15 protein-coding genes are annotated in these 23646 nt (G+C 69.9%); 12 read left to right on the forward strand and 3 right to left on the reverse strand.

Annotated elements, in window-relative coordinates; translation table 11 throughout:
• Window positions 1-89 precede the first annotated feature (89 nt).
• The 8 genes from ACFVDP_RS22350 (at window position 90) to ACFVDP_RS22385 (ending at window position 11487) form a co-directional block, all read left to right on the forward strand.
• Window positions 90-1301: an ROK family transcriptional regulator gene (locus ACFVDP_RS22350; protein WP_361547521.1), complete on the forward strand. Its 1212-nt coding sequence runs from the start codon at window positions 90-92 to the stop codon at window positions 1299-1301.
• Window positions 1302-1434: 133 nt separating this feature from the next.
• The gene (locus tag ACFVDP_RS22355) at window positions 1435-2550 is read left to right on the forward strand and encodes a sugar ABC transporter substrate-binding protein (RefSeq protein WP_383492601.1); all 1116 of its coding nucleotides are present in this window, start codon (window positions 1435-1437) and stop codon (window positions 2548-2550) included.
• Between the two features lie 231 nt (window positions 2551-2781).
• A complete protein-coding gene (locus tag ACFVDP_RS22360; protein ID WP_383492100.1) occupies window positions 2782-3573 on the forward strand; it encodes an ATP-binding cassette domain-containing protein in 792 nt (263 codons plus the stop codon).
• On the forward strand, window positions 3570-4850 hold the full coding sequence (locus tag ACFVDP_RS22365; RefSeq protein WP_383492102.1) for a sugar ABC transporter permease: 1281 nt from the start codon (window positions 3570-3572) through the stop codon (window positions 4848-4850). The genes ACFVDP_RS22360 and ACFVDP_RS22365 overlap by 4 nt, the downstream gene beginning before the upstream one ends.
• A gap of 182 nt (window positions 4851-5032) precedes the next feature.
• On the forward strand, window positions 5033-6967 hold the full coding sequence (gene dxs / locus ACFVDP_RS22370; RefSeq protein ID WP_383492105.1) for a 1-deoxy-D-xylulose-5-phosphate synthase: 1935 nt from the start codon (window positions 5033-5035) through the stop codon (window positions 6965-6967).
• A gap of 217 nt (window positions 6968-7184) precedes the next feature.
• Window positions 7185-8711 (forward strand): amino acid permease, encoded by a 1527-nt coding sequence (locus ACFVDP_RS22375; RefSeq protein ID WP_383492108.1) that lies wholly within the window; start codon window positions 7185-7187, stop codon window positions 8709-8711.
• Window positions 8712-8783: 72 nt separating this feature from the next.
• Window positions 8784-10271 (forward strand): ArnT family glycosyltransferase, encoded by a 1488-nt coding sequence (locus ACFVDP_RS22380; protein ID WP_383492111.1) that lies wholly within the window; start codon window positions 8784-8786, stop codon window positions 10269-10271.
• Between the two features lie 130 nt (window positions 10272-10401).
• Entirely contained in the window at window positions 10402-11487 is a 1086-nt protein-coding gene (locus tag ACFVDP_RS22385; protein ID WP_383492113.1) for a hypothetical protein, read from the forward strand.
• 74 nt (window positions 11488-11561) lie between these two features.
• Here the strand turns inward: ACFVDP_RS22385 and ACFVDP_RS22390 are convergent, their stop codons facing one another.
• Window positions 11562-12641, reverse strand: a complete 1080-nt coding sequence (locus ACFVDP_RS22390) for an LCP family protein (RefSeq protein ID WP_383492116.1) — start codon at window positions 12639-12641, stop codon at window positions 11562-11564.
• 482 nt (window positions 12642-13123) lie between these two features.
• On the opposite strand from ACFVDP_RS22390, the gene ACFVDP_RS22395 reads away from it, so the two are divergent.
• The 3 genes from ACFVDP_RS22395 (at window position 13124) to ACFVDP_RS22405 (ending at window position 20274) form a co-directional block, all read left to right on the forward strand.
• The gene (locus tag ACFVDP_RS22395) at window positions 13124-14494 is read left to right on the forward strand and encodes a CDP-alcohol phosphatidyltransferase family protein (RefSeq protein WP_383492119.1); all 1371 of its coding nucleotides are present in this window, start codon (window positions 13124-13126) and stop codon (window positions 14492-14494) included.
• The gene (locus ACFVDP_RS22400; protein WP_383492123.1) at window positions 14491-18906 is read left to right on the forward strand and encodes a glycosyltransferase; all 4416 of its coding nucleotides are present in this window, start codon (window positions 14491-14493) and stop codon (window positions 18904-18906) included. Before ACFVDP_RS22395 ends, ACFVDP_RS22400 begins: the two co-directional genes overlap by 4 nt.
• A gap of 81 nt (window positions 18907-18987) precedes the next feature.
• A complete protein-coding gene (locus tag ACFVDP_RS22405; protein WP_383492126.1) occupies window positions 18988-20274 on the forward strand; it encodes a phosphodiester glycosidase family protein in 1287 nt (428 codons plus the stop codon).
• Window positions 20275-20296: 22 nt separating this feature from the next.
• On the opposite strand, the gene ACFVDP_RS22410 is transcribed toward ACFVDP_RS22405, so the two are convergent.
• Together ACFVDP_RS22410 and ACFVDP_RS22415 are read right to left on the reverse strand one after the other, a co-directional pair.
• Complete coding sequence (locus ACFVDP_RS22410; RefSeq protein WP_383492128.1) at window positions 20297-21982, reverse strand: hypothetical protein; 1686 nt, start codon at window positions 21980-21982, stop codon at window positions 20297-20299.
• Between the two features lie 143 nt (window positions 21983-22125).
• Window positions 22126-22473 (reverse strand): NTP pyrophosphohydrolase, encoded by a 348-nt coding sequence (locus ACFVDP_RS22415; RefSeq protein WP_383492131.1) that lies wholly within the window; start codon window positions 22471-22473, stop codon window positions 22126-22128.
• Between the two features lie 51 nt (window positions 22474-22524).
• Here ACFVDP_RS22415 and ACFVDP_RS22420 point away from each other — a divergent pair, with 51 nt between their 5' ends.
• The gene (locus tag ACFVDP_RS22420) at window positions 22525-23559 is read left to right on the forward strand and encodes a hypothetical protein (RefSeq protein WP_383492133.1); all 1035 of its coding nucleotides are present in this window, start codon (window positions 22525-22527) and stop codon (window positions 23557-23559) included.
• The last annotated feature ends 87 nt before the right edge of the window (window positions 23560-23646 follow it).

The following is a 23646-nucleotide window of genomic DNA, read 5'->3' on the forward strand; positions in this document are numbered from 1 at the left end:
CACCAGCCGGTTCAGCAGAGCTTGGAGTTCATAACTTGTACAAGGTTCGGTCACCCACGGTGACGCGAGCCACGGATAAGGGTGGGTCAATGGAGACTCCGGGGTCGCAGTCGTCGCTGCACCGGGCCAATCTGGAGCGGGTCGTGCGCGCCGTGCGCCTCGCCGGATCGCTCACGCAGGCGGAGATCGCGAGGACGACGGGCCTGTCCGCGGCGACCGTCTCCAACATCGTCCGGGAGCTCAAGGACGGGGGAACGGTCGAGGTGACTCCCACCTCGGCCGGGGGGCGCAGGGCCCGCAGCGTCTCGCTCAGCGGGGACGCGGGCATCGTGATCGGTGTCGACTTCGGCCACACGCACCTGCGCGTGGCCATCGGCAACCTCGCGCACCAGGTACTGGCCGAGGAGTCCGAGCCGCTGGACGTGGACGCGTCCGCCGCGCAGGGCTTCGACCGGGCCGAGGAGCTGGTCGAGCGGCTGATCGCGGCGACCGGTGTGGACCGTACGAAGGTGGCCGGCGTCGGCCTCGGTGTGCCCGGTCCCATCGACGTGGAGAGCGGCACGCTCGGCTCCACCTCGATCCTGCCGGGCTGGACCGGCACCCGGCCCGCCGAGGAGCTGAGCCGGCGGCTCGGCGTCCCGGTGCACGTGGACAACGACGCCAACCTGGGCGCGCTCGGCGAGCTGGTCTGGGGGAGCGGGCGCGGGGTCAGGGACCTCGCCTACATCAAGGTCGCCAGCGGTGTCGGCTCCGGCCTGGTGATCGAGGGCAAGATCTACCGCGGCCCGGGCGGCACGGCGGGCGAGATCGGGCACATCACGCTCGACGAGTCGGGCCCGGTCTGCCGCTGCGGCAACCGCGGCTGCCTGGAGACCTTCACCGCGGCCCGCTACGTCCTGCCGCTGCTCCAGTCCAGCCACGGCACCGATCTGACCATGGAGGGCGTCGTCCGCCTCGCGCGCGACGGCGACCCCGGCTGCCGCCGGGTCATCGCGGACGTGGGCCGGCACATCGGCTCCGGTGTGGCCAATCTTTGCAATCTGCTCAACCCCAGCAGGGTCGTGCTCGGCGGCGATCTGGCAGAGGCCGGAGAGCTGGTTCTGGGGCCCATCAGGGAGTCCGTGAGCCGCTACGCGATCCCGAGTGCCGCCCGTCAACTCTCCGTCCTTCCTGGGGCGTTGGGCGGCCGCGCGGAGGTGCTCGGAGCGCTCGCCCTGGCACTGAGTGAAATGGGCGATTCGACCCTTTTGGAAGGTATTGGTGGGGGCTCTGTTCCCGCGGCTACACCTGCCTTCACTTAGAGAACGCATGACACCGTTGCCATCTCGTTAAGTATTTACTCCTTGACGCTTGTGTTGCGGCCGAGTTGACTCCCAGCTACCTCGGCCGCAACGACGCGGCCTCGTCAGGGAGGTTTCTGAAGTGAACATGCGTATGCGTCGTGCGGCCTTTGCCTTCTGTGCCACCACCATGGCCGTCTCTCTCGCCGCCTGTGGCTCCGCCAAGGAGTCCAAGGGTGACAGCGACAAGGCCAGCAGCGGCTCCAAGAAGGGCGACGCCATCACCGTCGGCCTGCTGCTCCCGGAGAACCAGACGGCTCGTTACGAGAAGTTCGACAAGCCGATCATCGAGAAGCAGATATCCGAGCTGACCAACGGCAAGGGCAAGGTCGAGTACCTCAACGCCAAGCAGGACGCTTCCCTGCAGTCGCAGCAGATCGACACGATGATCACCAAGAAGGTCGACGTCCTGATCCTGGACGCGGTCGACTACAAGGCCGTCGCCAACGGCGTGAAGAAGGCCAAGGACGCCGACATCCCCGTCGTCGCCTACGACCGCCTGGCCGAGGGCCCGATCGCCGCCTACACCTCGTTCGACAACACCGAGGTCGGCAAGACCCAGGGCAAGGCGCTGCTCGACGCCATGGGCTCGGACGCCAAGGCCAGCAGCAAGATCGTGATGATGAACGGCGCGGTCACCGACCCGAACGCCAAGCAGTTCAAGGACGGCGCGCTCTCGGTGCTCAAGGGCAAGGTGGACATCGCCAAGTCCTACGACACCAAGGAGTGGAAGCCGGAGAACGCCAACGCCAACATGGAGGCGGCGATCTCGGCGATCGGCAAGGACAAGATCAAGGGCGTCTACTCCGCCAACGACGGCATGGCGGGCGGCATCATCACCGCGCTCAAGGGCGCGGGTCTGAGCAAGCTTCCCCCGGTCACCGGCCAGGACGCCGAGCTCGCCGGTGTGCAGCGCATCATCACCGGTGACCAGAACATGTCGGTCTTCAAGTCGTACCCGCAGGAGGCCGAGACCGTCGCCAAGATGGCCGTCGCGGTCGCCAAGACGGGCAAGATCGACTCCGCGGGTCTGACCACCAGCACCGTCGACAGCGGCACCGACAAGGGCATCGCGTCCGTCATCGTGCCCGTCGTCTCCCTGACGCAGAAGAACATCAAGGAGACCGTCATCGACCAGGGCTACTACACCCTGGACGAGATCTGCACGGCCAAGTACAAGGCGGCCTGCGACAAGCTCAACCTGAAGTAGGCCGGTCGGAGCCACCGGGGCCGGCGCGGTCGCCCGACCCGCCGACCCGGTAACTCCTCGGTTCTGTACGGGACTTGCGCACTCGTCGCAGCAGCGCTCCCGTGGAAGACACGTCCGGCGCCCCGCCGCCGACAGCCCCGCAGCTCAACGGCGCGGCGCCGGACGGAACAACCCCCCTCATACTTCTTGGTTCAACCTCCCGCCCGGGTCAGGCCTTTGGCGGCGAAGGAGATGGTTCACGTGTCCGCTACGCCTGTGCTGGCGTTGCGCGGGGTCTCGAAGCGATTCGGTGCCGTTCAGGCGCTCACCGATGTCGAGCTCGAGGTCCACGCCGGAGAGGTGGTCGCCCTCGTCGGCGACAACGGCGCCGGCAAGTCCACCCTTGTCAAGACGATCGCCGGTGTGCACCCCATCGATGACGGCGTCATCGAGTGGGACGGCAAGGCCGTCGCGGTCAACAAGCCGCAAGACGCCCAGGGCCTGGGCATCGCGACCGTCTACCAGGACCTCGCGCTGTGCGACAACCTCGATGTCGTCGGCAACCTGTTCCTGGGCCGTGAGATCAAGCGGCGCGGCGTCCTCGACGAGGTCGAGATGGAGCGCCGCTCCCGCGAGCTCCTCGAGACGCTGTCGATCCGCATCCCGAGCGTGCGCATCCCGATCGCCTCGCTCTCCGGCGGCCAGCGCCAGGTCGTGGCCATCGCCCGCTCCATGCTCGGCGAGCCCAAGCTCGTCATCCTCGACGAGCCGACGGCGGCCCTCGGCGTCGAGCAGACCGCCCAGGTCCTCGACCTCGTGGAGCGCCTTCGCGAGCGCGGTCACGCGGTCATCCTCATCAGCCACAACATGGCCGATGTGAAGGCCGTCGCCGACAAGGTCGCCGTGCTCCGGCTCGGCCGCAACAACGGCGTGTTCGAGGTCAAGACGACCTCGCAGGAAGAGATCATCTCCGCCATCACCGGCGCCACGGACAACGCCGTGACCCGTCGTGCGGCGCGCAGCAACGCGGAGGCTCAGAAGTGAGCATCGACAAGACCAAGGCTCCCGTGGACACGGCTCCCGCCGCGGCCGGCGCCGCCGTGACCGCCGTCGACCCCCGCCTCCTCGTGCGCGAGCAGGGCTTCGCGGGCTACCTCAGCGAGTTCAAGCGCAAGATCAAGGGCGGTGACCTCGGTGCGATACCCGTCGTCATCGGCCTGATCGTCATCTGCGCGATCTTCCAGAGCCTGAACTCGGCGTTCCTCGGCGCGGAGAACCTGAACAACATCTTCGTCGCCATGGTGGCCACCGGCATGATGTCGGTCGGCATCATCTTCGTGCTGCTGCTCGGCGAGATCGACCTCTCGGTCGGCTCCGTCTCCGGTGTCTCCTCGGCGATCACCGCCGTCCTGAGCGTCACCCACGGCATGAACGAGTGGCTCGCCGTCCTCATCTCGCTCACGGCGGGCGCGATCATCGGTGCCCTGCACGGCTTCTTCTTCGCCCGGATCGGCGCCCCCGCGTTCGCCGTCACCCTGGCCGGCCTGCTGTTCTGGAACGGCTTCATGCTCCAGATCCTGGGCTCCAACGGCACGATCAACCTCGACAGCGACGGCGTGGTCGGCAAGCTCACCACGTACTACTTCTCGGACGTCGCCGCCGCCTACGGCCTGGCCGTCGTCGCGGTCCTCGCCTACTTCGTGCCGAGCTTCCTCGCCAACCGCCGCCGCGAGGCCGCGGGCATCCCGTCCCGCCCGCTGAGCGACCTGCTGGTGCGCACGGTGCTGCTCGCCGTCGGTGTCTTCGGCGTGGCGGTCATCTTCAACAACTACAAGGGCCTGCCGCTCGCGGTGCTGCTCTTCGGCATCGTCCTCGTCGGCTCCGACTTCGTGCTGCGCCGCACCTCGTACGGCCGCAAGGTCTTCGCGCTCGGCGGCAGCGTCGAGGCGTCGCGCCGTGCCGGTATCAACGTCACGGCGGTCCGCGTCTCCGTCTTCGCCATCGCGGGCCTCTTCGCGGCGGTCGGCGGACTCTTCTGGGCCTCCAAGATCGCGGCGGCCAACCAGGGCGCCGGCTCCGGCGACCTCCTGATGAACGTCATCGCCGCGGCCGTCATCGGCGGCACCAGCCTCTTCGGTGGCCGGGGCCGCACCTGGAACGCGCTGCTCGGTGTGCTGGTCATCACCTCGATCCAGTACGGCCTCGCCCTCCAGGGCATCGCCACCCCGATCCAGTACATGATCACCGGTGGTGTGCTTCTCGCCACGGTCGTCATCGACTCGGTCACCCGCAAGACCCAGAAGTCGGCAGGCCGTGCCTGACCCCTTCTGAGCAGGGCTTCCCCGACTGACTGTGCCCGGTGTCAACGGTGACGCCGGGCACAGTCATGCCCCGAACGCACGGCCCGGACGCCGCGCGCAACGGCGGAACATTAGACTCGACAGACCCGGCAAGTTCGAACAGCTCAACCAGCTACTACAGGCTCTACTGCAAGGAGGCACGGGTGCCGCTGCTGACCCGCATCACGGGACCGCGCGATCTGGACCGGCTCAGCCAGGAGCAGCTGGACCAGCTGGCGGATGAGATCCGGACCTTCCTCGTCGACGCGGTATCCAAGACCGGCGGCCACCTCGGGCCGAACCTCGGCGTGGTCGAGCTCACCATCGCCCTGCACCGGGTCTTCGAGTCGCCGCAGGACAAGATCCTCTTCGACACCGGACACCAGTCCTACGTGCACAAGCTGCTCACCGGCCGCCAGGACTTCTCCCGGCTGAAGATGAAGGGCGGCCTGTCCGGCTACCCCTCGCAGGCCGAGTCCGAGCACGACGTCATCGAGAACAGCCACGCCTCCACGGTCCTCGGCTGGGCCGACGGCATCGCCAAGGCCAACGAGCTGCGCCGCACCGACGACCACGTCGTCGCGGTCATCGGCGACGGCGCGCTGACCGGCGGCATGGCCTGGGAGGCGCTGAACAACATCGCGGCCGCCAAGGACCGCCCGCTGGTGATCGTCGTCAACGACAACGAGCGCTCCTACGCGCCCACCATCGGCGGCCTTGCGAACCACCTGGCGACCTTGCGCACCACTGACGGCTACGAGCGCTTCCTGGCCCGCGGCAAGGACCTCCTGGAGCGCACCCCGGTCGTCGGCAAGCCCCTTTACGAGACGCTGCACGGCGCGAAGAAGGGCCTCAAGGACTTCATCGCCCCGCAGGGCATGTTCGAGGACCTCGGCCTGAAGTACGTGGGCCCCATCGACGGCCACGACATCGAGGCCCTCGAATCGGCCCTCCTGCGCGCCAAGCGGTTCGGCGGCCCGGTCATCGTGCACTGCCTGACCGAGAAGGGCCGCGGCTACCGCCCGGCCCTGGAGGACGAGGCGGACCGCTTCCACGGCATCGGCCCCATCCACCCCGACACCGGCCTGCCCATCAAGGCCGCGGGCGCCGACTGGACCTCGGTCTTCGGCGACGAGATGCTCAAGCTCGGCCAGGAGCGCGAGGACATCGTCGCGATCACCGCGGCGATGCTCCAGCCCGTCGGCCTGGAGAAGTTCGCCAAGGCGTTCCCCGACCGCGTCTACGACGTCGGCATCGCGGAGCAGCACGGCGCGGTCAGCGCGGCGGGCCTCGCCACCGGCGGCCTGCACCCGGTCTTCGCGGTCTACGCGACGTTCCTCAACCGCGCCTTCGACCAGGTCCTGATGGACGTCGCCCTGCACAAGTGCGGAGTGACGTTCGTGCTCGACCGGGCCGGGGTCACCGGCACCGACGGCGCCTCGCACAACGGCATGTGGGACATGTCGCTGCTCCAGGTCGTCCCCGGCATCCGGATCGCCGCGCCGCGCGACGCCGACCAGGTCCGCGCCCAGCTGCGCGAGGCCGTCCAGGTCGACGACGCGCCCACGGTCGTGCGCTACTCCAAGGGCGCGGTCGGCCCGGCCGTCGAGGCCGTCGGCACGGTCGGCGGCATGGACGTGCTGCGCGAGCCGGGCCCCGACGCCGCGGCCCGGCCCGACGTCCTCCTCGTCTCCGTCGGCGCCCTCGCGCCCATGTGCCTGGAGATCGCCGACCTGCTCGACAAGCAGGGCATCACCACGACCGTCGTCGACCCGCGCTGGGTCAAGCCGGTCGACGAGGCGATGGCCCCGCTCGCCGAGCGGCACCGCGTCGTCGTCACCGTCGAGGACAACTCGCGCGTCGGCGGGGTCGGCTCCGCGGTGGCGCAGGCCCTGCGTGACGCGGGCGTCGATGTGCCGCTGCGGGACTTCGGCATTCCGCCGCGGTTCCTCGACCATGCCTCCCGCAAGGAGATCATGGCCGAGATCGGGCTGACCGCGCCGGACATCGCCCGCCAGGTCACCGGGCTGGTGTCCAAGCTGGACGGGCGGCGGGAGGCTTCCGCCGTCGCCGAGGAGATGGAGCCGGCGCGCGACTGAGCGACGCGCCCGGTGCCGCGGGGCTCCGCCCCGGACCCCGCTCCTCAATCGCCGGAGGGGCTTGAATGGGGTCGACCGAGGGGCTTTCATCGGTCGGGCTCACCCAATGGGTGAGTCCGACCAGCCCCATTCGCGTGAACCTGGGTGACTGACCGGCCCGTCAGGGGCTACTCGTCTCGATCATGTCGAGGACGACGCAGCCAATGGAGGTACACCGGTGACCATCCAGCCAGACCCGCCGGCGGGGCGCACCCGCACGGGACTGCTCCGCACGAAGTCCATCGAGCAGTCCATCAAGGACACCGAAGAGCCCGAGCACCAGCTCAAGAAATCCCTCTCGGCGCTCGACCTCACCGTCTTCGGCGTCGGGGTCGTCATCGGCTCCGGCATCTTCGTCATCACCGGCACCGCCGCCACCGACTACGCCGGCCCGGCGGTGACCATCGCCTTCGCCGTCGCCGCCGTCGTCTGCGCCCTCGCCGCGCTCTGCTACGCCGAGTTCGCCTCGACCGTCCCGGTCGCCGGATCCGCGTACACCTTCGCCTTCGCCTCGCTCGGCGAGTTCCCCGCCTGGATCATCGGCTGGGACCTGATCCTCGAACTGGCACTGGGCTGCGCCACCGTCGCCGTCGGCTGGTCCGGCTACGTCCAGTCGCTCCTCGACAGCTGGGGCATCCCGCTGCCCGAGGCGCTGCGGGGCCCCGGGGAGGGCAGCGGCTTCACCTTCAACCTCGCCGCGTTCCTGCTCGTCCTCGCCGTCATGACGGTCGTCGTCCTCGGCATGAAGCTGTCGGCCTGGGTCACCTCGGTCGTCGTCGCCATCAAGGTCGTCGTCGTCCTGATCGTGATCGCGGTCGGCGCCTTCTTCATCACCGGCTCCAACTACGACCCGTACATCCCGCCGAGCAAGGCCACCGAAGGCGGCTCGGGCCTGTCGCAGACGCTCCTCGAAGGCATCGCCGGATTCACCCCGTCCAGCTTCGGCATCATGGGCATCTTCACCGCCGCGGCCGTCGTCTTCTTCGCCTACATCGGCTTTGACGTCGTCGCCACGGCCGCCGAGGAGACCCGCAACCCGCAGAAGGACGTGCCGCTCGGCATCCTCGGCTCGCTCGCCATCTGCACCGTCCTGTACTGCGCCGTCGCCGTCGTCGTCACGGGCATGCAGAACTACAAGAAGCTCGACCCGGACGCGCCCCTCGCGGAAGCCTTCAAGGCGGTCGGCCACCCGTTCTGGGCGGGCGTCATCTCCTTCGGCGCGGTCGTCGGCCTCACGGTCGTCTGCATGATCCTGCTGCTCGGCCAGAGCCGCGTCTTCTTCGCGATGAGCCGCGACGGTCTCCTGCCGCCCGTCTTCAGCGCCGTCCACCCCAAGTTCCGGACGCCGTACCGCTCGACGATCATCCTCGGCGTGCTCACCGCGCTCGTCGCGGGCTTCGTCTCCCTGACGGAGCTGTCGAAGCTGGTCAACATCGGCACCCTGTTCGCCTTCGTGATCGTCGCCCTCGGCGTCCTCATCCTGCGCCGCACCCGGCCCGATCTGCCGCGCGGCTTCAAGGCCCCGTGGGTGCCCTTCCTGCCGATCGCGTCGGTGGCCTGCTCGGTGTGGCTGATGCTGAACCTGTCGGTGGAGACCTGGCTGCGGTTCGCCATCTGGATGGTCATCGGCGTGGTCATCTACTTCGCGTACGGGCGTCAGCACAGCCGCGCCGCGGTCGACACCGGAGCCGACAACTCCCGGTAACCGGCAATCCCTTGATCCGGCCCCGTATGTCCCGCTTCGGCAGGGACTGCGGGGCCGGATAGTTTGACGCATATGCTCATCCAGGCGCAGCAGTCGCTACCGTACGTGTCCGACGACCGCCGCGCCGCCCCGCACCCCGCACGCGCCCCGGCTCGCCGCGGCTACTGGAGACGGCTGCTCCCGCTGCTCGCCCTCCTCGCCTGCGCCACCCGCGTGCCGTCCTTCGCGCAGCCGCTGTGGAACCCCGACGAGGGCTATCTCGCCGTCCAGGCGCGGATGCTGGCGCACGGCGGCACGCTGTACGAGTCGGTTGTCGACCGCAAACCACCGCTCGTGCCCTGGCTGTACGAGGCGGTGTTCGCCGTCTTCGGATCCCAGTCGCTCACCCCGCTCAAGTGGTGTGCCGTGGCGGCGCAGTTGGTGACGGCGGTGCTGCTCGCGTCGACCGCCCGGCGCCGCTGGGGCGACGGCGCGGGCCGCACGGCGGGCGTGCTGTACCTCCTGATCTCCGTCGGACTCAACCCGGAGGACGCGCAGGCCGCCACCTTCGAGGTGTTCATGCTGCCGTGGACCGCGGCGGCCGTGTGGTGCGCCGACCGGCGCCGCTGGGGATGGTGCGGCGCCGCCGTCGCGGGGGCCTTCCTCGTCAAGCAGACCGGGGCCGCCGTCCTGGTCCCGGTGGCCTGGACGCTGTGGCGGTGCGGGGCGCCGCGCAGAGACGTGCTGCGCTGCACGGCCGGTGTGGTGCTGCCCGTGCTCGCGGCGGCCTGCGCCACCGACCCCGCCGGTTTCCTGTTCTGGACGGTGACCGGTTCGGGCGCGTACGCCTCGTTCACCGGCTCCGAACTCCACGTACTCGTAAGAGGATTGACGAATGCCGCGATCCTCGCGGTGGCCTGCGCCGGGATCCTCCCGCCCGTCGTACGCGTGCTGCGCATCGCCCGCACCGGCCGCGGCGAACTGTGGCTGTGGCTCGCTTCGTCAGCCGTGGCGGTCCTCGCCGGCTTCCACTTCTTCGGCCACTACTACCTCCAACTAACCCCGCCGCTGGCTCTGTTGGGCACGGCGGCGCTCCAGATCCTGCCGCGCGAACGACTTCTGGACGCCCTCCTCGCCTCCGCCTGCTGCTGCGCCCTCTTCGTCGGCTGGGGCCTGCTCGCCCCGCGCCCCGACCTCACCCACGCCCAGCGGGTCGCCGACGCGGTCCGGGCCCGCACCGCGCCGCAGGAACCGGTCCTGGTGTGGGGCATGCACCCGGAGACGTACTGGCTCGCGAACCGCCCCCCGGCCAGCCGCTTCCTGACGGCGGGGCTGCTCACCAACTACAGCGGGGGGCGGGACGGGGCGCAGGTGGGGGAGCGCTGGGCGGTACCGGGCACCTGGCCCACCTTCCGCACCGAGTTCACGACCCGGCCCCCGGCTCTGGTGGTGGACGACTCGAGGGGTGGGCCCTACGGGGTGGAGCGGGTGCGGGGGCTGCGGCGGATGCTGGTGGGGTACGAGCGGGTCGGTGAGGCCGACGGCGCGGTGCTCTACCGGCCGCGGGAGCCCGGCTCCTGAGGCTCGGCCCGTGAGACCCGGGTCACCCTGCTTGACCCTCCCCTGTCAAGACTCGGCTGCATATGATAGTAAATTTCAGGTTCCGGGCATCAGAGCCGGGATGGAACTCAGTGGGAGGGTGGCACCGGTCATGCCGATGAGCACCGTGAGCGGGGAGTCGTCGAGCCGGGCCCCCGAGCCGGTCGGGGTCGAGGGCGGCCGCTGGCTGTTCCTCGGCAAGGACGGTCGGCTGACCGCCTATCTCCCGGTGAAGGACGGCATCCGGCGCTGGACGCAGGAGCGTCCGGGCGTGCCGCGCTGGAGCGAGCCGGTGCTGCTGCCCGCGCCGCGCATCCGCTTCCTGTCCCTGGTGCAGGGTGCCGACGGCTATGTCCACTTCCTGGGCCGCCGGGACCGCAAGAACCCCGACGGCGCCGCGACCGTCGACATCGTGCACGCGGTCCAGTACCAGACGGGCCGCCCGCTCTCGGAGTGGCGCGGGCTCGGCAACCCCTTCAAGGACCTGGAGGGGGCGCGGAAGTTCGGCCGCCCGGCGGGCGCCGTCGACCACGACGGAACCGTCCATGTCTTCGTGCGCAACGGAGCGGGCGGGGTGCACCTGCGCCGCGAGGGCAAGGGCGGCAAGTGGCTGCCCTGGCAGGACCTCGGCGGCGAGCAGGCCCTGCACGGACTGGCCCCGGCGGTGACCGCGGAGGGCCGTGTCGAACTGCTCGCCCCCGGCCGGCGCGCCGCCCTGCACTGGTACCAGACCGAGCCCGGCGGGGACTTCCTGCGCGGCTACGACATCCCGCAGACGCCCGCGGTGGGCTCGGTCACCGGCGTGGAGACGGCGCGCGAGCGGCTGACGTTCTACTGGGCGGACCGTGCGGGCGGGCTGGTGGCCCAGCGCCCCGGCGCCTGGCCGATCGCCGTCGGCGGCGGCGCGGACGACACCCAGACCGCCGCCGTGCGCGCGTACGTCGACGGTTACGACTGCACGGTCCTCGCCCACCGGAGTGTCACCGGCACGGTCCAACTGGCCGCGTTCGTCTCCGAGTCGGAGGCGAACGGTGTGTGGTGGTCGGACACCGGCCGGCGCAGCGTGGGCGGCCCGGGGCTCGCCGTGGACGCGCACGGCGCGCTCACGCTCGCCGCGGTCGACGAGTCGGGCACGGTGTGGATCACACATCAGGCGGCCGGCTCCGGGCTCTCGCTGGGGGAGTGGTACCGGATCTGAGGCGGACGCCTGATCCGGGCTGCTCAGGGACTGTGCGAAAGGGGCGGGCGCCCGGCGCCCGCCCCTTCGGCGTGTCAGTTCCCGCCGGTCGCGGGCGACTTCTTCGCCGACTCGGGAATCTCGGCACCGGTGCGCAGCGCCTTCCACAACTGCGTGGCCTGCGGCTCGGCGGCGACGACCCGGTTGGGGTCGGCGGTGTCGTACTGCACCGGCAGCATGATCGTCTCCATCGTCTCCGGGTCGACGCCCTTGAGACTGCGGCCGAACTCGGCGAGGGCCTTGAGGTTGGCCAGCTCGGAGTCGGTGGTCAGCGACGAGGTGAGGCTGTCCGCGATCTTGTAGGACTTGGTGGGGCTGCCCAGCAGGTCCTGCTTCTTGATCTCGCTCAGCAGGGCGATCATGAACTGCTGCTGGAGCCCGATGCGGCCGAGGTCGCTGCCGTCGCCGATGCCGTGCCGGGTGCGCACGAAGGCGAGGGACTCGGTGCCGCTCAGCTTGTGGGTGCCCTTGGTCAGGTCGAGGCCGCTGGACTTGTCGTGGATCGCCTGGTCGACGGTGACGTTCACGCCGCCGATGGCGTCGACGAGGTCCTTGAAGCCCGCGAAGTCGATCTCCATGAAGTGGTCGAGGCGCACCCCGGACATCTTCTCGACGGTCTTGACCACACAGGCCGGACCGGCAACGGAGTACACGGAGTTGAACATCACGCGCTTCGCCGAGGGCAGCGTCGTGCCGTCCGACTTCGTGCACTCGGGGCGGGTGACGAGGGTGTCGCGCGGGATGCTGACGGCCGTGGCCTGCTTGCGGCCCTCGGGTATGTGCATCACGAGCGCGGTGTCCGAGCGGGCGCCGGAAACATTGCCGGTCTTCAGCTTCGCGTTGGCGCCGGCCCGCGAGTCGGAGCCGAGGACCAGGACGTTCGTACCGCTGGTCGGCAGCTTCTCCGGGCGGTCGGTGCCGATCGCCTTGTCGAGGTCGACGCCGTCGATGTTGCCGTTGAGGCTGCTGTAGAGCCAGTAGCCGGTGCCGCCCGCGGCCAGCACCACGACCAGCAGCGACCACAGGATGATGCGGCGGATGCGCTGACCGCGGGTGCGCTCGCGCTTGGGGGCCTTGCCGCGTCGTCGCGTGGGCGTGGCGGTGGCATGACTCATGGGTTCGCAATCCTCCGGGGCGGCGGACGTCAGATGGGTGCACGTGAGGCCGGAGTCATGGGGGATCGCCGAGGCGGGGACGGGTCCGGAATCGTGCCGTGCCGGCGCGCGTGGGGTCAGCCGGACGTCGCAGCACTATAGACGCATTTCACCGCTCAAACATGCCTCAGAGTGAGACTGAGGCCTGCGCTTCGCGGACTCACTTCCGGGAGTGATGGCTGTATGTGAAGAGACGTGATGCATGTCTCTCCCGCTGATCCGAGAGTGGCTACCCGTCGGTTTCGTGGCGTTCTCGTAATGTCTGGACCTTATGTCCCTTATGAAAGTTGAGAGTTGACTTAATTTTAAGGAGTTATGTCGCTTTTGTTCTGAGGTTTGACTGAAATCAAGAAGTCGAGCGAAGATCCTGCGCGGTCACTGTCCGAATAGCGACCGAATGTGCTGTGAACATCAGGTGAAGCCAGCAGAGTCGCAGAGGGTCGATGAGAAAGCTGTCCGTACGGGCCGTTCAGAAGCTCACGTGCAAGAAGCGTGACGCGTGGTGGACGGTACTGCTCGTGGACCCGGTGGCCACCCGCATGCTGTGCTGGCTCGCCCGGTTCCGCTTCGTCACGCCGAACCGCGTCACGTGGGCCGCGCTGTTCGTCGGCCTCGGCTCCGCGGGGCTCTTCCTGCGCGGTGACCGCATGTCGCTGATCATCGGCGCGGCGCTCTACCACTTGAGCTTCATCCTCGACTGCATCGACGGCAAGCTGGCCCGCCTCAAGGGCAACGGCTCCGTCTTCGGCGGCTGGCTCGACTACGTCTTCGACCGCATCCGCGTGCTGTTCTGCGCGCTCGCCCTGATGGGCGGCCAGTACCTGCGCACCCACGAGGCGTACTTCCTGCTGGCCGCGCTCGTCGTGGTCTTCCTCGACATGCTGCGCTACGTCGACGCGCTGCAGATCTACAAGATGCGCATGTCGATGCGGACGAAGATCGAGAAGGTCACCGCCGAACGCAAGGCCGCCGAGGCACAGGCCGAGGCGCAGGCCGCCGCCGAACAGGCCGCGCAATTCGAACAGACCCAGCGACTCCTGCGGGCACGACAGGCTCAGCAGGGCCGGCAGGCCCAGCAGACCCTCCACCAGGCCCAGCAGGCCCACCCGGCCCCGCAGCAGGCGCAGGCCGCCGCGGGCGCCGAGCCCAAGGTCGTCTTCATGGAGGACCTGCTGCGCGAGAACCCGGGCATCGAGGCCGACGTGCTCAAGCAGCACTCCGGCACCGGCGAGGTCGTCGACCTGCACGCCCAGTTCCGCGGCCGCTTCCCCTGGTACACCCGGGTCCGCCAGGCCCTGCTGCGCAGCCGCATCAGGCCGCACCTGATCAGCGGCATCGAGTTCCAGATGTTCATCTTCATCGTGGGCCCGCTGATCGGCCAGATCCTGTGGACCACCGCCGTGTCCGCCGTGCTGCTCGGCCTCTTCGAGCTCGTGATCATGTACAAGTTCTGGCTCTCCACCCGGGACTTCACCCGCGTCATGGACGAACTGGCCCCGGCCCCGCAGACCGTCGGCACCGTCGCCGACCACCTCTTCGCCGGGCGCCACCGCGGCCGGGTGCCGGCCGCGGCGGTCCCGCCGGCCGACGTCGAGGAGCGGTTCCCCGCGCCCCAGCCGTACGAGGACCCGGGCTTCCACCCGTACCCGCAGCCGGAGCCCGAGCCGTACCGGCAGCCCCAGCCCGGCTACGCGTACGTCTCCCCCCTGGGTTCGCACACCCCCACCGACCACCAGGCCACCCAGCCGATCCCCGTCCAGGTCGTCCAGCGCGTCGAGCAGCCCTGGACGGAGGGCGACGGGCGCCTGAGATGAACCAGCACCCAGCGCCCCGGCCGGACCCGTCCGCGTACACCGTCACGATCGTCATCGGCGCCTACAACGCCGGCGCCACCCTCGACCGCGCCCTGCGCTCCGCCCTCGGGCAGACGCACCAGCGCGTCGAGGTGCTGGTCGTCGACGACGCCTCCACCGACGGCACGGTCACCGTCGCCCAGGGATACGCGCACCGCGACGCCCGCGTGCGGATCCTGCCCCGGCAGCAGAACAGCGGCGGTGTCGGCGCGCCCCGCAACAACGGCATCGAGGCCGCCACCGGCCAGTTCCTGATGTTCCTCGACGCCGACGACGAACTGCCGCACAAGGCCGTCGAGACGCTCCTCGCCGCCGCACTCGCCAGCGGTTCGGAGATCACCGCGGGCCGCGCCCTGCGGGTGAACCTCGCCAAGGACGAGACGACGATCTGGCAGCCCCAGCTCTACGGCACCGACCGCACCGTCACCGGCGGTCTCGCCGCCGCGCCCGAGCTGACCGACGACCCGATCGCCGCGGCCAAGCTGTACCGCCTCGACTTCCTGCTCAACAACGGCATCCGCTTCCCGGAGAACGTGTACTTCGAGGACACGTACTTCTCCACGGTCGCCGGGTTCTGCGCCCGCACGATCACCCTGCTCGCCGCGCCCGTGTACCGGTGGATCTGGGAGCGGGAGACCGACACCCCCTCCATCACCAACCGCCGCGGCGAACTGCGCAGCATCCGCGACCGCGTCCTCGTGCACCAGTGGACCGACGCGTTCCTCGCGCACAACGGCGGCCACGACCTGATCGCCCACAAGGCGGCCAAGTTCCTCTCGCACGACCTGAAGCTCTACACCCCCGAACTGCGCGACGGCGACGACGCCTACCGGGAGGGCTTCGTCCGCGTCGTCGCCCCCTACCTGCGCTCCCTGCCACCGGACACGTACGAACTGGCGGGCCCCCTGGAGCGCGTGCGCGCCTTCGGACTGATGCACGGCCGGGTCGACGTGGCGCTGACCGTCGCCGACTACGTGCAGCGGCGCTCCGTCCTCAGCAGCGACCTGGTCGAGCGCGACGGCAAGGTGTTCTGGTCGGGCGCACTGCTGGGCAGGCCGCACGCCGACTACTTCCTCGACGTCACCGACCTCGACCTGACCGGCCAGAAGCTGTCCGACGCCCGCCTGTTCAACCAGGCCACGCGCGTCGAGATCCAGGACGGTGAACTCCACGTCACCGGCCGCGTCCGCAACCAGTTCGGCCGCGTCGTCCCCAAGGACAAGCTCGAACTCATCGCCGTGCTGCGCCGCCGCAGCCCCAAGACCGACCACACCTTCACGGTCAGCGGCGTCGAGGTCGACGACGACTACATCCACTTCCAGACCACCGTCGACCTGGACGAGACCGTCGGCCGCCCCGGCCACGCCAAGGGCGCCGTCTGGAACCTGTTCCTCCAGATCCGGCACGCGGGCGAACGGGCCACCACCACCGTCTGCATCCGCGGGCTCGACATGTCGCGGGAGCGCTACCACGGCGACGACGAGACGTTCGAGATCTACGAGACCGTCAGCGGCAACCTCGCCCTGCGTCCCGAGACGACCGCGCAGGCGGAGCGCGCCGACGACCGCGGCACCCCCTGGCTGTGGTGGTCGACGGCCCCCGCGCCGACCCCCGGCGCCACCACCAAGCGCTACGCCGCCTCCCTGGTCGTGCACTGCCACAACGACGAGTACAACCTCTACGAGTTCCTCAACTCGCTGGCCGCGCAGGCGGAGTTCGCCCGCACCCAGGTGATCCTCGTCGACGACGGCTCCGCCGACAGCACCGGCCGCCGGCTCGCCGGCTTCGCCGTGCACTACCCGAACGTCACCGTCGTCCCGCAGGCCCTGATGGGGATGCGCGCCGCCTTCGACCACGGCCTGCGCTACGTCGGCGCCCCGTACGTGATGTTCGCGCGCGCCCGCGACATCCTCGGCGAGGACGTCATCGGCCGGCTGCTGGCCGCCGCCCAGCGCACCAAGGCCGACGTCGTCGTCGGCGACCAGGACAACTTCCCCGGACCGCGCCGCGACACCGACACCCCGTGGAAGCGGTACTTCGGCAAGCAGAACTCCAGCATCACCCAGCTCGACGACGCGCCCTACCTGATCTTCTCCACCGGGCTCGGCGCCAAGCTGCTCCGCACCGACCTCGTACGCCGGCAGAACCTGCGCCTGGGCATGGGCCCGGGCCACGAGGACGCCTGGGTCACCGTGCCCGCACTGCTGCACGCCCGCCGGATCGCGGTCGCGCCCACCGCGAGCACCTACGAGCGCGACCGCGAGCAGCGCGACTCCCTCTTCGACCTGCCGTGGAACGACCCGGTCAAGACCCAGGAACTGATCCGGCTGTGCGGGCACCTCCTGGGCCGCAGCGGCTCGCTGTCCCCGCGCGCCGCCCGCCTCGCCCAGCGCTTCGTCGTCCGCACCTTCCAGCCGTACCTGCGCAACATCCACCGCATCATGAGCCGCGCCGAGATCGCCGCGATCTTCGGCGCCCTGCACGACGTCTACGCGCAGATACCCGACGACCTGATCCTCCAGTACGCGGTCGCCGCCCAGGCCCGCCTCCAGCACCACGCCGTGCGCACCGGCAACTTCGCGCTCTTCTGCGACCCGCACGACCGACCCGACTACGCGCCCTACCTCCACATCGACGACGCCGGCCTGTACCGGCGGCTCACCGTCGACACGGCCGAGACCTCGCTGCTCCGCGTCGACCGGCAGAAGGCCGTCCTGGAGACCTTCGACGTCACCCGCGACGAGATCACCTTCGAGGGACTCCTCGTGCTGTCCGGCGTCGACATCTCCCACGAGTTCCGCAACCGCGTCGAACTCGTCCTGAGCGACGGCCGGTCCGAGTGCGCCGTCCGCGTCGAGCAGGTCTACCGGCGCGACCGCTGGCGCACCCGCAAGGAACAGGACTGGTTCTCCGGCTGGCGCGCCGTGGTCCACCCCGGCGACTTCGGCCGGCTCAGCAACCGCGACCTGACCGTCACGGTCCGCGTCCACGACGGCGACCGGTACCTGGACACGCCCGTCGAGGCCCGCCAGATGCTGCACCGCTTCAAGGGCGTCCACCCGGCGGGCCGCGCCACGGTCCTGCTGGCCATCGACGACGACGAGCAGCTCACGGTCCGCCGGGTCAAGGGCCTGCTGCGCCGCGGCTCCCACAAGCTCGGCCGGTTCCGCAAGGAACTGCGGGCCGCGCTGCCGGGCAGGCCCGGCTGGCGCACCCGCCTGCTGTACTGGCTCACCCACCTGTGGCTGCACCGCAAGAACATCTGGATCATCGGCGAGCGCGAGGACACCGCGCAGGACAACTCGTACCACCTGTTCAAGTGGATCCGGCAGAACGAGCCCAAGCGCAAGGTCTACTACGCCATCAACGGCGACTCCGCCGACCGCGCCAAGATCGACCCGTACGGCCATGTCATCGACCGGCTGTCGTGGAAGTACCGCGTCTACCTGCTGCACGCCCGCCGCCTGATCAACGCCTACGACCTGGAGGCCTACCTCGGCTTCCCCGGCCTGTCCAAGCGGGCGTTCCTGCGCGGCTACGGCGACCTGCTGCGCTACGAGCGCGTCTTCCTCCAGCACGGCGTCGTCTACAACGACGTGGCACCGTCCATCCACGCCCAGGTCACCAACGTGGACATGGTGCTGACCACCGGCCGCAGCGAGCGCGCCTACTACGCCGAGCACTGCGGATACGGCTACGACCGCGTCGCTGCCACCGGACTGCCGCGCTTCGACGCGCTCGAACCCGTCCCCGGACTGCGCCGCGTCCTCGTCATGCCCACCTGGCGCCGTGACATCGTCGCCCCCTCCTACAACAAGGCGGCCAAGCCGGACATCCCGTTCGCGGCCTCCGAGTACTACCGCTTCTTCTCGTCCCTGCTGCGCGACGAACGCCTCCTGAAGGCGCTCCAGTACTACAACGTGGAACTGGAGTTCATGCCGCACTACGAGATCCGCCCGTACCTCAAGCACTTCCGCATCGACCACCCGTCGATCACGGTCTCCACGACCGGCCGTGACGTGCAGCTGGCGATGCGCGAGTGCTCGATGCTGGTGACGGACTATTCGTCGGTCTTCTTCGACGTCGCCTACATGCGCAAGCCGATCGTCTACACGAACTTCGACGACGAGGCGTTCTACAGCAAGCACTACAAGCGCGGCTACTTCGACCTGGCGCGCGACGGCTTCGGCCCCACCTGCGGCACCGTCGAGCGCGCCGTCGACGAGATCATCGCGTCCATCAGCCGGGACTTCCAGGTCGAACCGCAGTACACGCGGCGGGCCGAGGAGTTCTTCGTGCTGCGCGACACCTTCAACTGCGAGCGTGCCTTCGACGTGATCGACACGATGGACCCGGGGGTGGTCGCCGAATGACCCGCGTCCGCCCGGCCGGCGGCCCGGCGCGGCCGTCGGCGACGGGACGGCCCGGCGATCGGTGACCCCGTGAGGACCGGCGTGCTCAGGGCCGTCGTGGCGATGCTCTGCCTGGTGCTGCCGGTCACCGGCTGCACCTCGACCGGGTCGCCGGACACCTCGAAGCGGCCCTCGGGATCCGCATCGGTGTCGGCTCCTGATTCGGCTTCGGGAGACGGCAAGTCCCCGCTGCCCGACGGATTCCGCTTCCTGCAGTCCGAGCGCAGGCTCGACGACGGCAGCCCGGTGCGCGTGACGGTGCTGAGTGTCGCCCCGGACGCGCGGGTGCGGGTCACCGGTGTGCACGGCTCCGCGCTGGCCCGCGCCGAGACCGTGCGGTCCATGGCCCGCCGTGCCGGGGCGCTCGGCGCGGTCAACGGCACGTACTTCGACATCGGCACCGGCCACCACCACGGCGGCTACGACGGCGACCCGACCGGACTCTACGCGGAGAACGGCAAGGTGCTCAGCGAGGCGATCGCCGGCCGTCCCGCGCTCCTCGTCGGTACCTCCGGCGGGCGCACGACCGCCCGGATCGCCGAGGCCTCCACCGTGGGCCGGGTGCGCGCCGCCGACGGCGCCCGGCGGGAGGTCGACGGCGTCAACCGGGTCGCGGGCCGGATCCTCGGCTGCGGCGGCGTCGGCGGCGACCGCCTCGCCACGACCGGCCGGCCCATGACGCGGCCCTACAACGGACTGTGCACGGACCCCGACGAGGTCGTCTCCTTCACCAGAGAGTGGGGCGCGGACACCCCGGCGGGACCGCCGGGCAGCACGGAGGTCCTGCTGGCCGCGGACGCGACGGTGAGCGGGACGCGGACCCCCGCCGGTGGGCCCGTGCCCGCGGGCGGCAGCTCGCTGTACGGGATCGGCGCGGGTGCCGGCTGGCTTCGCGCGCATGCGAAGACCGGTACGCGGATGGCGGTTTCGCAGCGCATCACCGATACCGCCGGCCGAGTCCTGCCCGGTTCCGTGCGCACCGCGGTGGCGGGCAGCGCGCGACTGCTGCGCGACGGGAGCGTGGACACGGGAGTCCGGAGCCTCGCCGCGGTGCGCCAGCCGCGCACCCTCGCGGGCGTCACCGGAGACGGCGCGCTGCTCCTGGTCGCCGTCGACGGCCGGGCGCGCGGTCGGAGCGTCGGCGTGACACCGTCCGAGGCCGCCGAGCTGCTGCTGTCGCTCGGAGCCGTCGACGGGATCAACCTCGACGGCGGCGGCTCGACGACGGCCGTCCTGCGCGGGGAGCTGCGCAACAGGCCGCGCTCCGCCGATGACGGCGCGGTGACCGAACGCCGCGTCGCCGACGCCCTCGCGGTTCTCCCCGAATGAGCGCGGGATCTTACGACCGGCTTCAAGGAAGCGTGACGTTCCCCGCCGGTGCCGAGAAGAGAGAGCCGCCCGTGCTCATGGAGATGTACGCCTCGTAGTCGCCCGCGGGTGCCTTGTCCAGGCTGACGCCCTTGTAGCCCGACGTGGCGAAGTAGCCGAAGTCATAAGTGCCGTAGTCGCCGGGCCTGACATGCGGGCGTATCGCGGCGACCTTGCGGGACATGCCGAGCCGGAAGGAATGCGTGGACCGCTCGCCGCGCAGCACCAGGTAGTAATGCGCGTGACCGCGCTCCGCCGCCTCGATTCCATGGATGAAGAACACGCCCTCGACGTGCAGGGTCCGGTCCTTGAGCCAGCTCTTCTCCAACGCGAAGGCCGTTTCCTGGGAGACATGTCCGATCAGCGGACGGCGGATGAGACGCACCCGGTTCCCGTCACCGATCAGACAGACCTCGATGCCGCCCACGGGACGCCGGATGTCGAAAGCGCGCTGTGTGACGAGCTTCGTCCGCCGGTCGATTCCCTCGGCCGGGCTCTGCACCCGTACGGACAAGTCGTAGACGCCACCTGGAATACCCTTCATCGGAACTCCGGATTCCGCATCCGACTCGAAACCGCCGTCCGCGTAGTCACGGGCGAAACGGTCGAAGTAGCGGCTGTACGTGTACTTCGCCTCGGTCGTTGCGAGCGGGAACTCCCAGTATTTTCCGCGGCCTTCGACGACCAGGCTCTTGGTGGCCGGGAATTCGCCGTGCGGGGACTGCCCCGGAATGAAGGCGTGGCCGCTCAGCTGGAGACTTCCGCCGCGTATCTCCTGCTTGAGCAGTACCGCGGTGAGCGCGTCCGTGCCACGCAGCTCGGCCAGGTACCGCTGCTGCTCGACGGGGTCGACCCGTGTGTCCCCGTTCTCGACGAAACCCATGCGGGGCGCGGCCCCTTCGGCGAGCGCCGCGAGCACGCCCAGCGTGAGCTGGAGGTTGTAGAACGACACCTCGCCGTGCTGGCGCACCAACTGCGAACTGGTGCGGATGAAGTTGAAGTTCTCGCAGGCCCAGAAGAGTTGGAGATGGGGGCTGATCTCCGTCTCGTACTGCTCGTCGGCCTCCGACGTGAACAGGTAGATGTTGTGCCCCTGCCCGCCGTAGGTCTTGAGCAGGTCGGGGATGGCACGGTCGAGGACGTCGACGTGCTGCTGCGGCATGTCGTCGCCCATCATGTACCGGCCGGTCACCGCACGGTCCCGCACATAACTGCCGATGAGGAACTGCGGGACCACCGACACGATGTTCCGGTACCCGTACTTCAGGCCGTAATAGAGAGCGGCGCTGCCGCCCTTCGAAACTCCCAGAACCGTCACCTGGTCACGCGTCAGACCAAGCCGGTTCAGCGTTCCCTCGATGAGTCCGAGGACAGCGCCCTCGATGTCGAAGTTCATTCCCCGGCACATGTAGTAGCTGTAGTTGCCGTCGAAATCGTCACGGATCCACAGCACATTGGCGCGCAGGCCGCTCAGCGACTTTCCGGCGAAGTGGTAGCCATTGGGTGCGCCGAGTCCCGAGAAAACCACCACAAGGTGCCGGACGTCAGCGTCGGCGGGCCGGAACCGGTACTCCACGGGGACGGCCCCCGCCGAATAGGTCTCGGTGGCCGTGTCACGTCTGTCGACCGTCGCCAGATTCGGCGCGAGCGCAGGGAGTTCATCATTCATGAAATATCGTGCCCGCTTCTCTGTGGTGACCTCCTTCGATTCTCTGGAGGAGGCCTCAGGAGTCTATCCGGCGGCCGACAGAGACGGGAGTGAAATTGATCGCAGAGAATTGCGCGACGAAGAGGCGGGCCCGGTCGGGCGGGTCATCCGTAGACGGTGCGCGGCCCTGTGGTCGAGGCCCCCAACGCACCTACCCTGGCGCGAAGTTCACGGTCGGCGGTGACGACGGTGCATGGCCGCCCGAGTCGCGCCACCAGCTCCACGATGTGGTCGTCCCCGCTCCCTTCGGCCGACTCGACCCGCACCCCGGGCACCGACTCGACGCCCCTCGCCGCCCCCTCGACCACCAGGATCACCTCGGCGCCGGTCCGCTCGGCGTGTTCCACGAGCCGCTCCCGCAGCCGCTCGGCGGCGCCGCGCCGGTCCCGCCACCAGCCGTCGGGCACCGAACCCACGACATTGGCACCGTCGACCACCAGGACTCCGCTCATGGAGCCAGGGTCGCACGAGGCACACCCGCGCCCCCGCTTAAGGTAGAACACGTGAACGGCGACTGGCTGATATGCGGGCGCGAGGGCGGACTCCGCGCCTACGCCCACGCGCCGGACGGCGACGCGATCGTCTGCCGTACGGAGCGCACTCCCGACGGCCCCTGGACACCACCCCGCACCGTCGGCGGCGACCAGCGCGTGTACCCGGCGACCGCGGCCCTCGCGCGGAGCACGCTCGCGTACACCCATCTGTCCGCCTGGCGTCCGACCGTTTCCGGCGAGTCCGGCCTGGTCCACTCCACACACTTCCAGGCGCACCTCGCCGCGCTCGACTGGTCGTCGATCGGCCACCCGAACAAGAAGGGCGACCGCACCGGCCCGCCCGCCGTCGCCGTCGACGCCCAGGGCCGCGCCCATGTCTTCGTCCGCAACAACGGCGGTGGCATGAGCGTGCGTGTCCAGGCGGAGAAGGGCGGCTGGGGCCCCTGGCGCGACCTCAAGGGCAGCGGCGTCCGCGGCCGGCCGGCCGCCGTGACCGGCGAGTCGGGCCTGATCACGCTGTACGCCGAGACCGCCGACGGCATCCTGCGCTGGCGGCAGCCGGAGCCCGGGGCCGCCTCGGTCCTGGACGACAAGCCGCAGCCCGCGGCCGTCCGCCCGGACACCCTGTGCGCACTGGGGACCTCGGCCGAGCACACCACCCTCTTCTACGTCACCGAGGACGGCGGCCTGTACGCCTGGCGCGGCGACGCCGATCCGGTGCGGCTCCTGGACGCCGCGGGGGACGGCGCCCCGGTCGCGGTGCGCTGCCGCCTCGACGACGTGGACTGCACTCTTCTGGCGCAGCGGTCCCGTGGTGGCCGGGTCGCGTTCGCCGCGTATCCGACTGAAGTCGAGAGTGCGGGCGCTTGGTGGACGGAGTCGGGCGAGGCGCTGCCGCCCGACGCCCGGCTCGCCCTGACCGAGGACGCCGCCGGGCGGGTGGTCGCCGCCGCCTATGTCCCGGGGGCGCCGCCCCGCCTGCTCCTCACCCGCCGCAAGGACGAGCCGGGCCTGGCTCTGGAGGCTTGGCGCCGGGCGTTCTGACGGGTTCGTACCCGGCTGCGGGCGGGTGGGACTTCGCGCGCAGTTCCCCGCGCCCCTGAACGGCGAGCTTCGCTCGCTTCAGGGGCG

This window comes from Streptomyces sp. NPDC057694, from assembly GCF_042799415.1.
In the GTDB taxonomy this organism is placed as follows: domain Bacteria; phylum Actinomycetota; class Actinomycetes; order Streptomycetales; family Streptomycetaceae; genus Streptomyces.

Excerpts from the sequence above, each read along its gene's own strand:
- ACFVDP_RS22385 (WP_383492113.1), top strand. The coding sequence starts at position 10,402 with ATGCCGATGAGCACCGTGAGCGGGGAGTCGTCGAGCCGGGCCCCCGAG.
- ACFVDP_RS22355 (WP_383492601.1), top strand. The coding sequence starts at position 1,435 with ATGCGTCGTGCGGCCTTTGCCTTCTGTGCCACCACCATGGCCGTCTCT.
- ACFVDP_RS22360 (WP_383492100.1), top strand. The coding sequence starts at position 2,782 with ATGGTTCACGTGTCCGCTACGCCTGTGCTGGCGTTGCGCGGGGTCTCG.
- ACFVDP_RS22400 (WP_383492123.1), top strand. The coding sequence starts at position 14,491 with ATGAACCAGCACCCAGCGCCCCGGCCGGACCCGTCCGCGTACACCGTC.
- ACFVDP_RS22395 (WP_383492119.1), top strand. The coding sequence starts at position 13,124 with ATGAGAAAGCTGTCCGTACGGGCCGTTCAGAAGCTCACGTGCAAGAAG.
- ACFVDP_RS22350 (WP_361547521.1), top strand. The coding sequence starts at position 90 with ATGGAGACTCCGGGGTCGCAGTCGTCGCTGCACCGGGCCAATCTGGAG.
- ACFVDP_RS22380 (WP_383492111.1), top strand. The coding sequence starts at position 8,784 with ATGCTCATCCAGGCGCAGCAGTCGCTACCGTACGTGTCCGACGACCGC.
- ACFVDP_RS22410 (WP_383492128.1), bottom strand. The coding sequence starts at position 21,982 with ATGAATGATGAACTCCCTGCGCTCGCGCCGAATCTGGCGACGGTCGAC.
- ACFVDP_RS22390 (WP_383492116.1), bottom strand. The coding sequence starts at position 12,641 with ATGAGTCATGCCACCGCCACGCCCACGCGACGACGCGGCAAGGCCCCC.
- ACFVDP_RS22415 (WP_383492131.1), bottom strand. The coding sequence starts at position 22,473 with ATGAGCGGAGTCCTGGTGGTCGACGGTGCCAATGTCGTGGGTTCGGTG.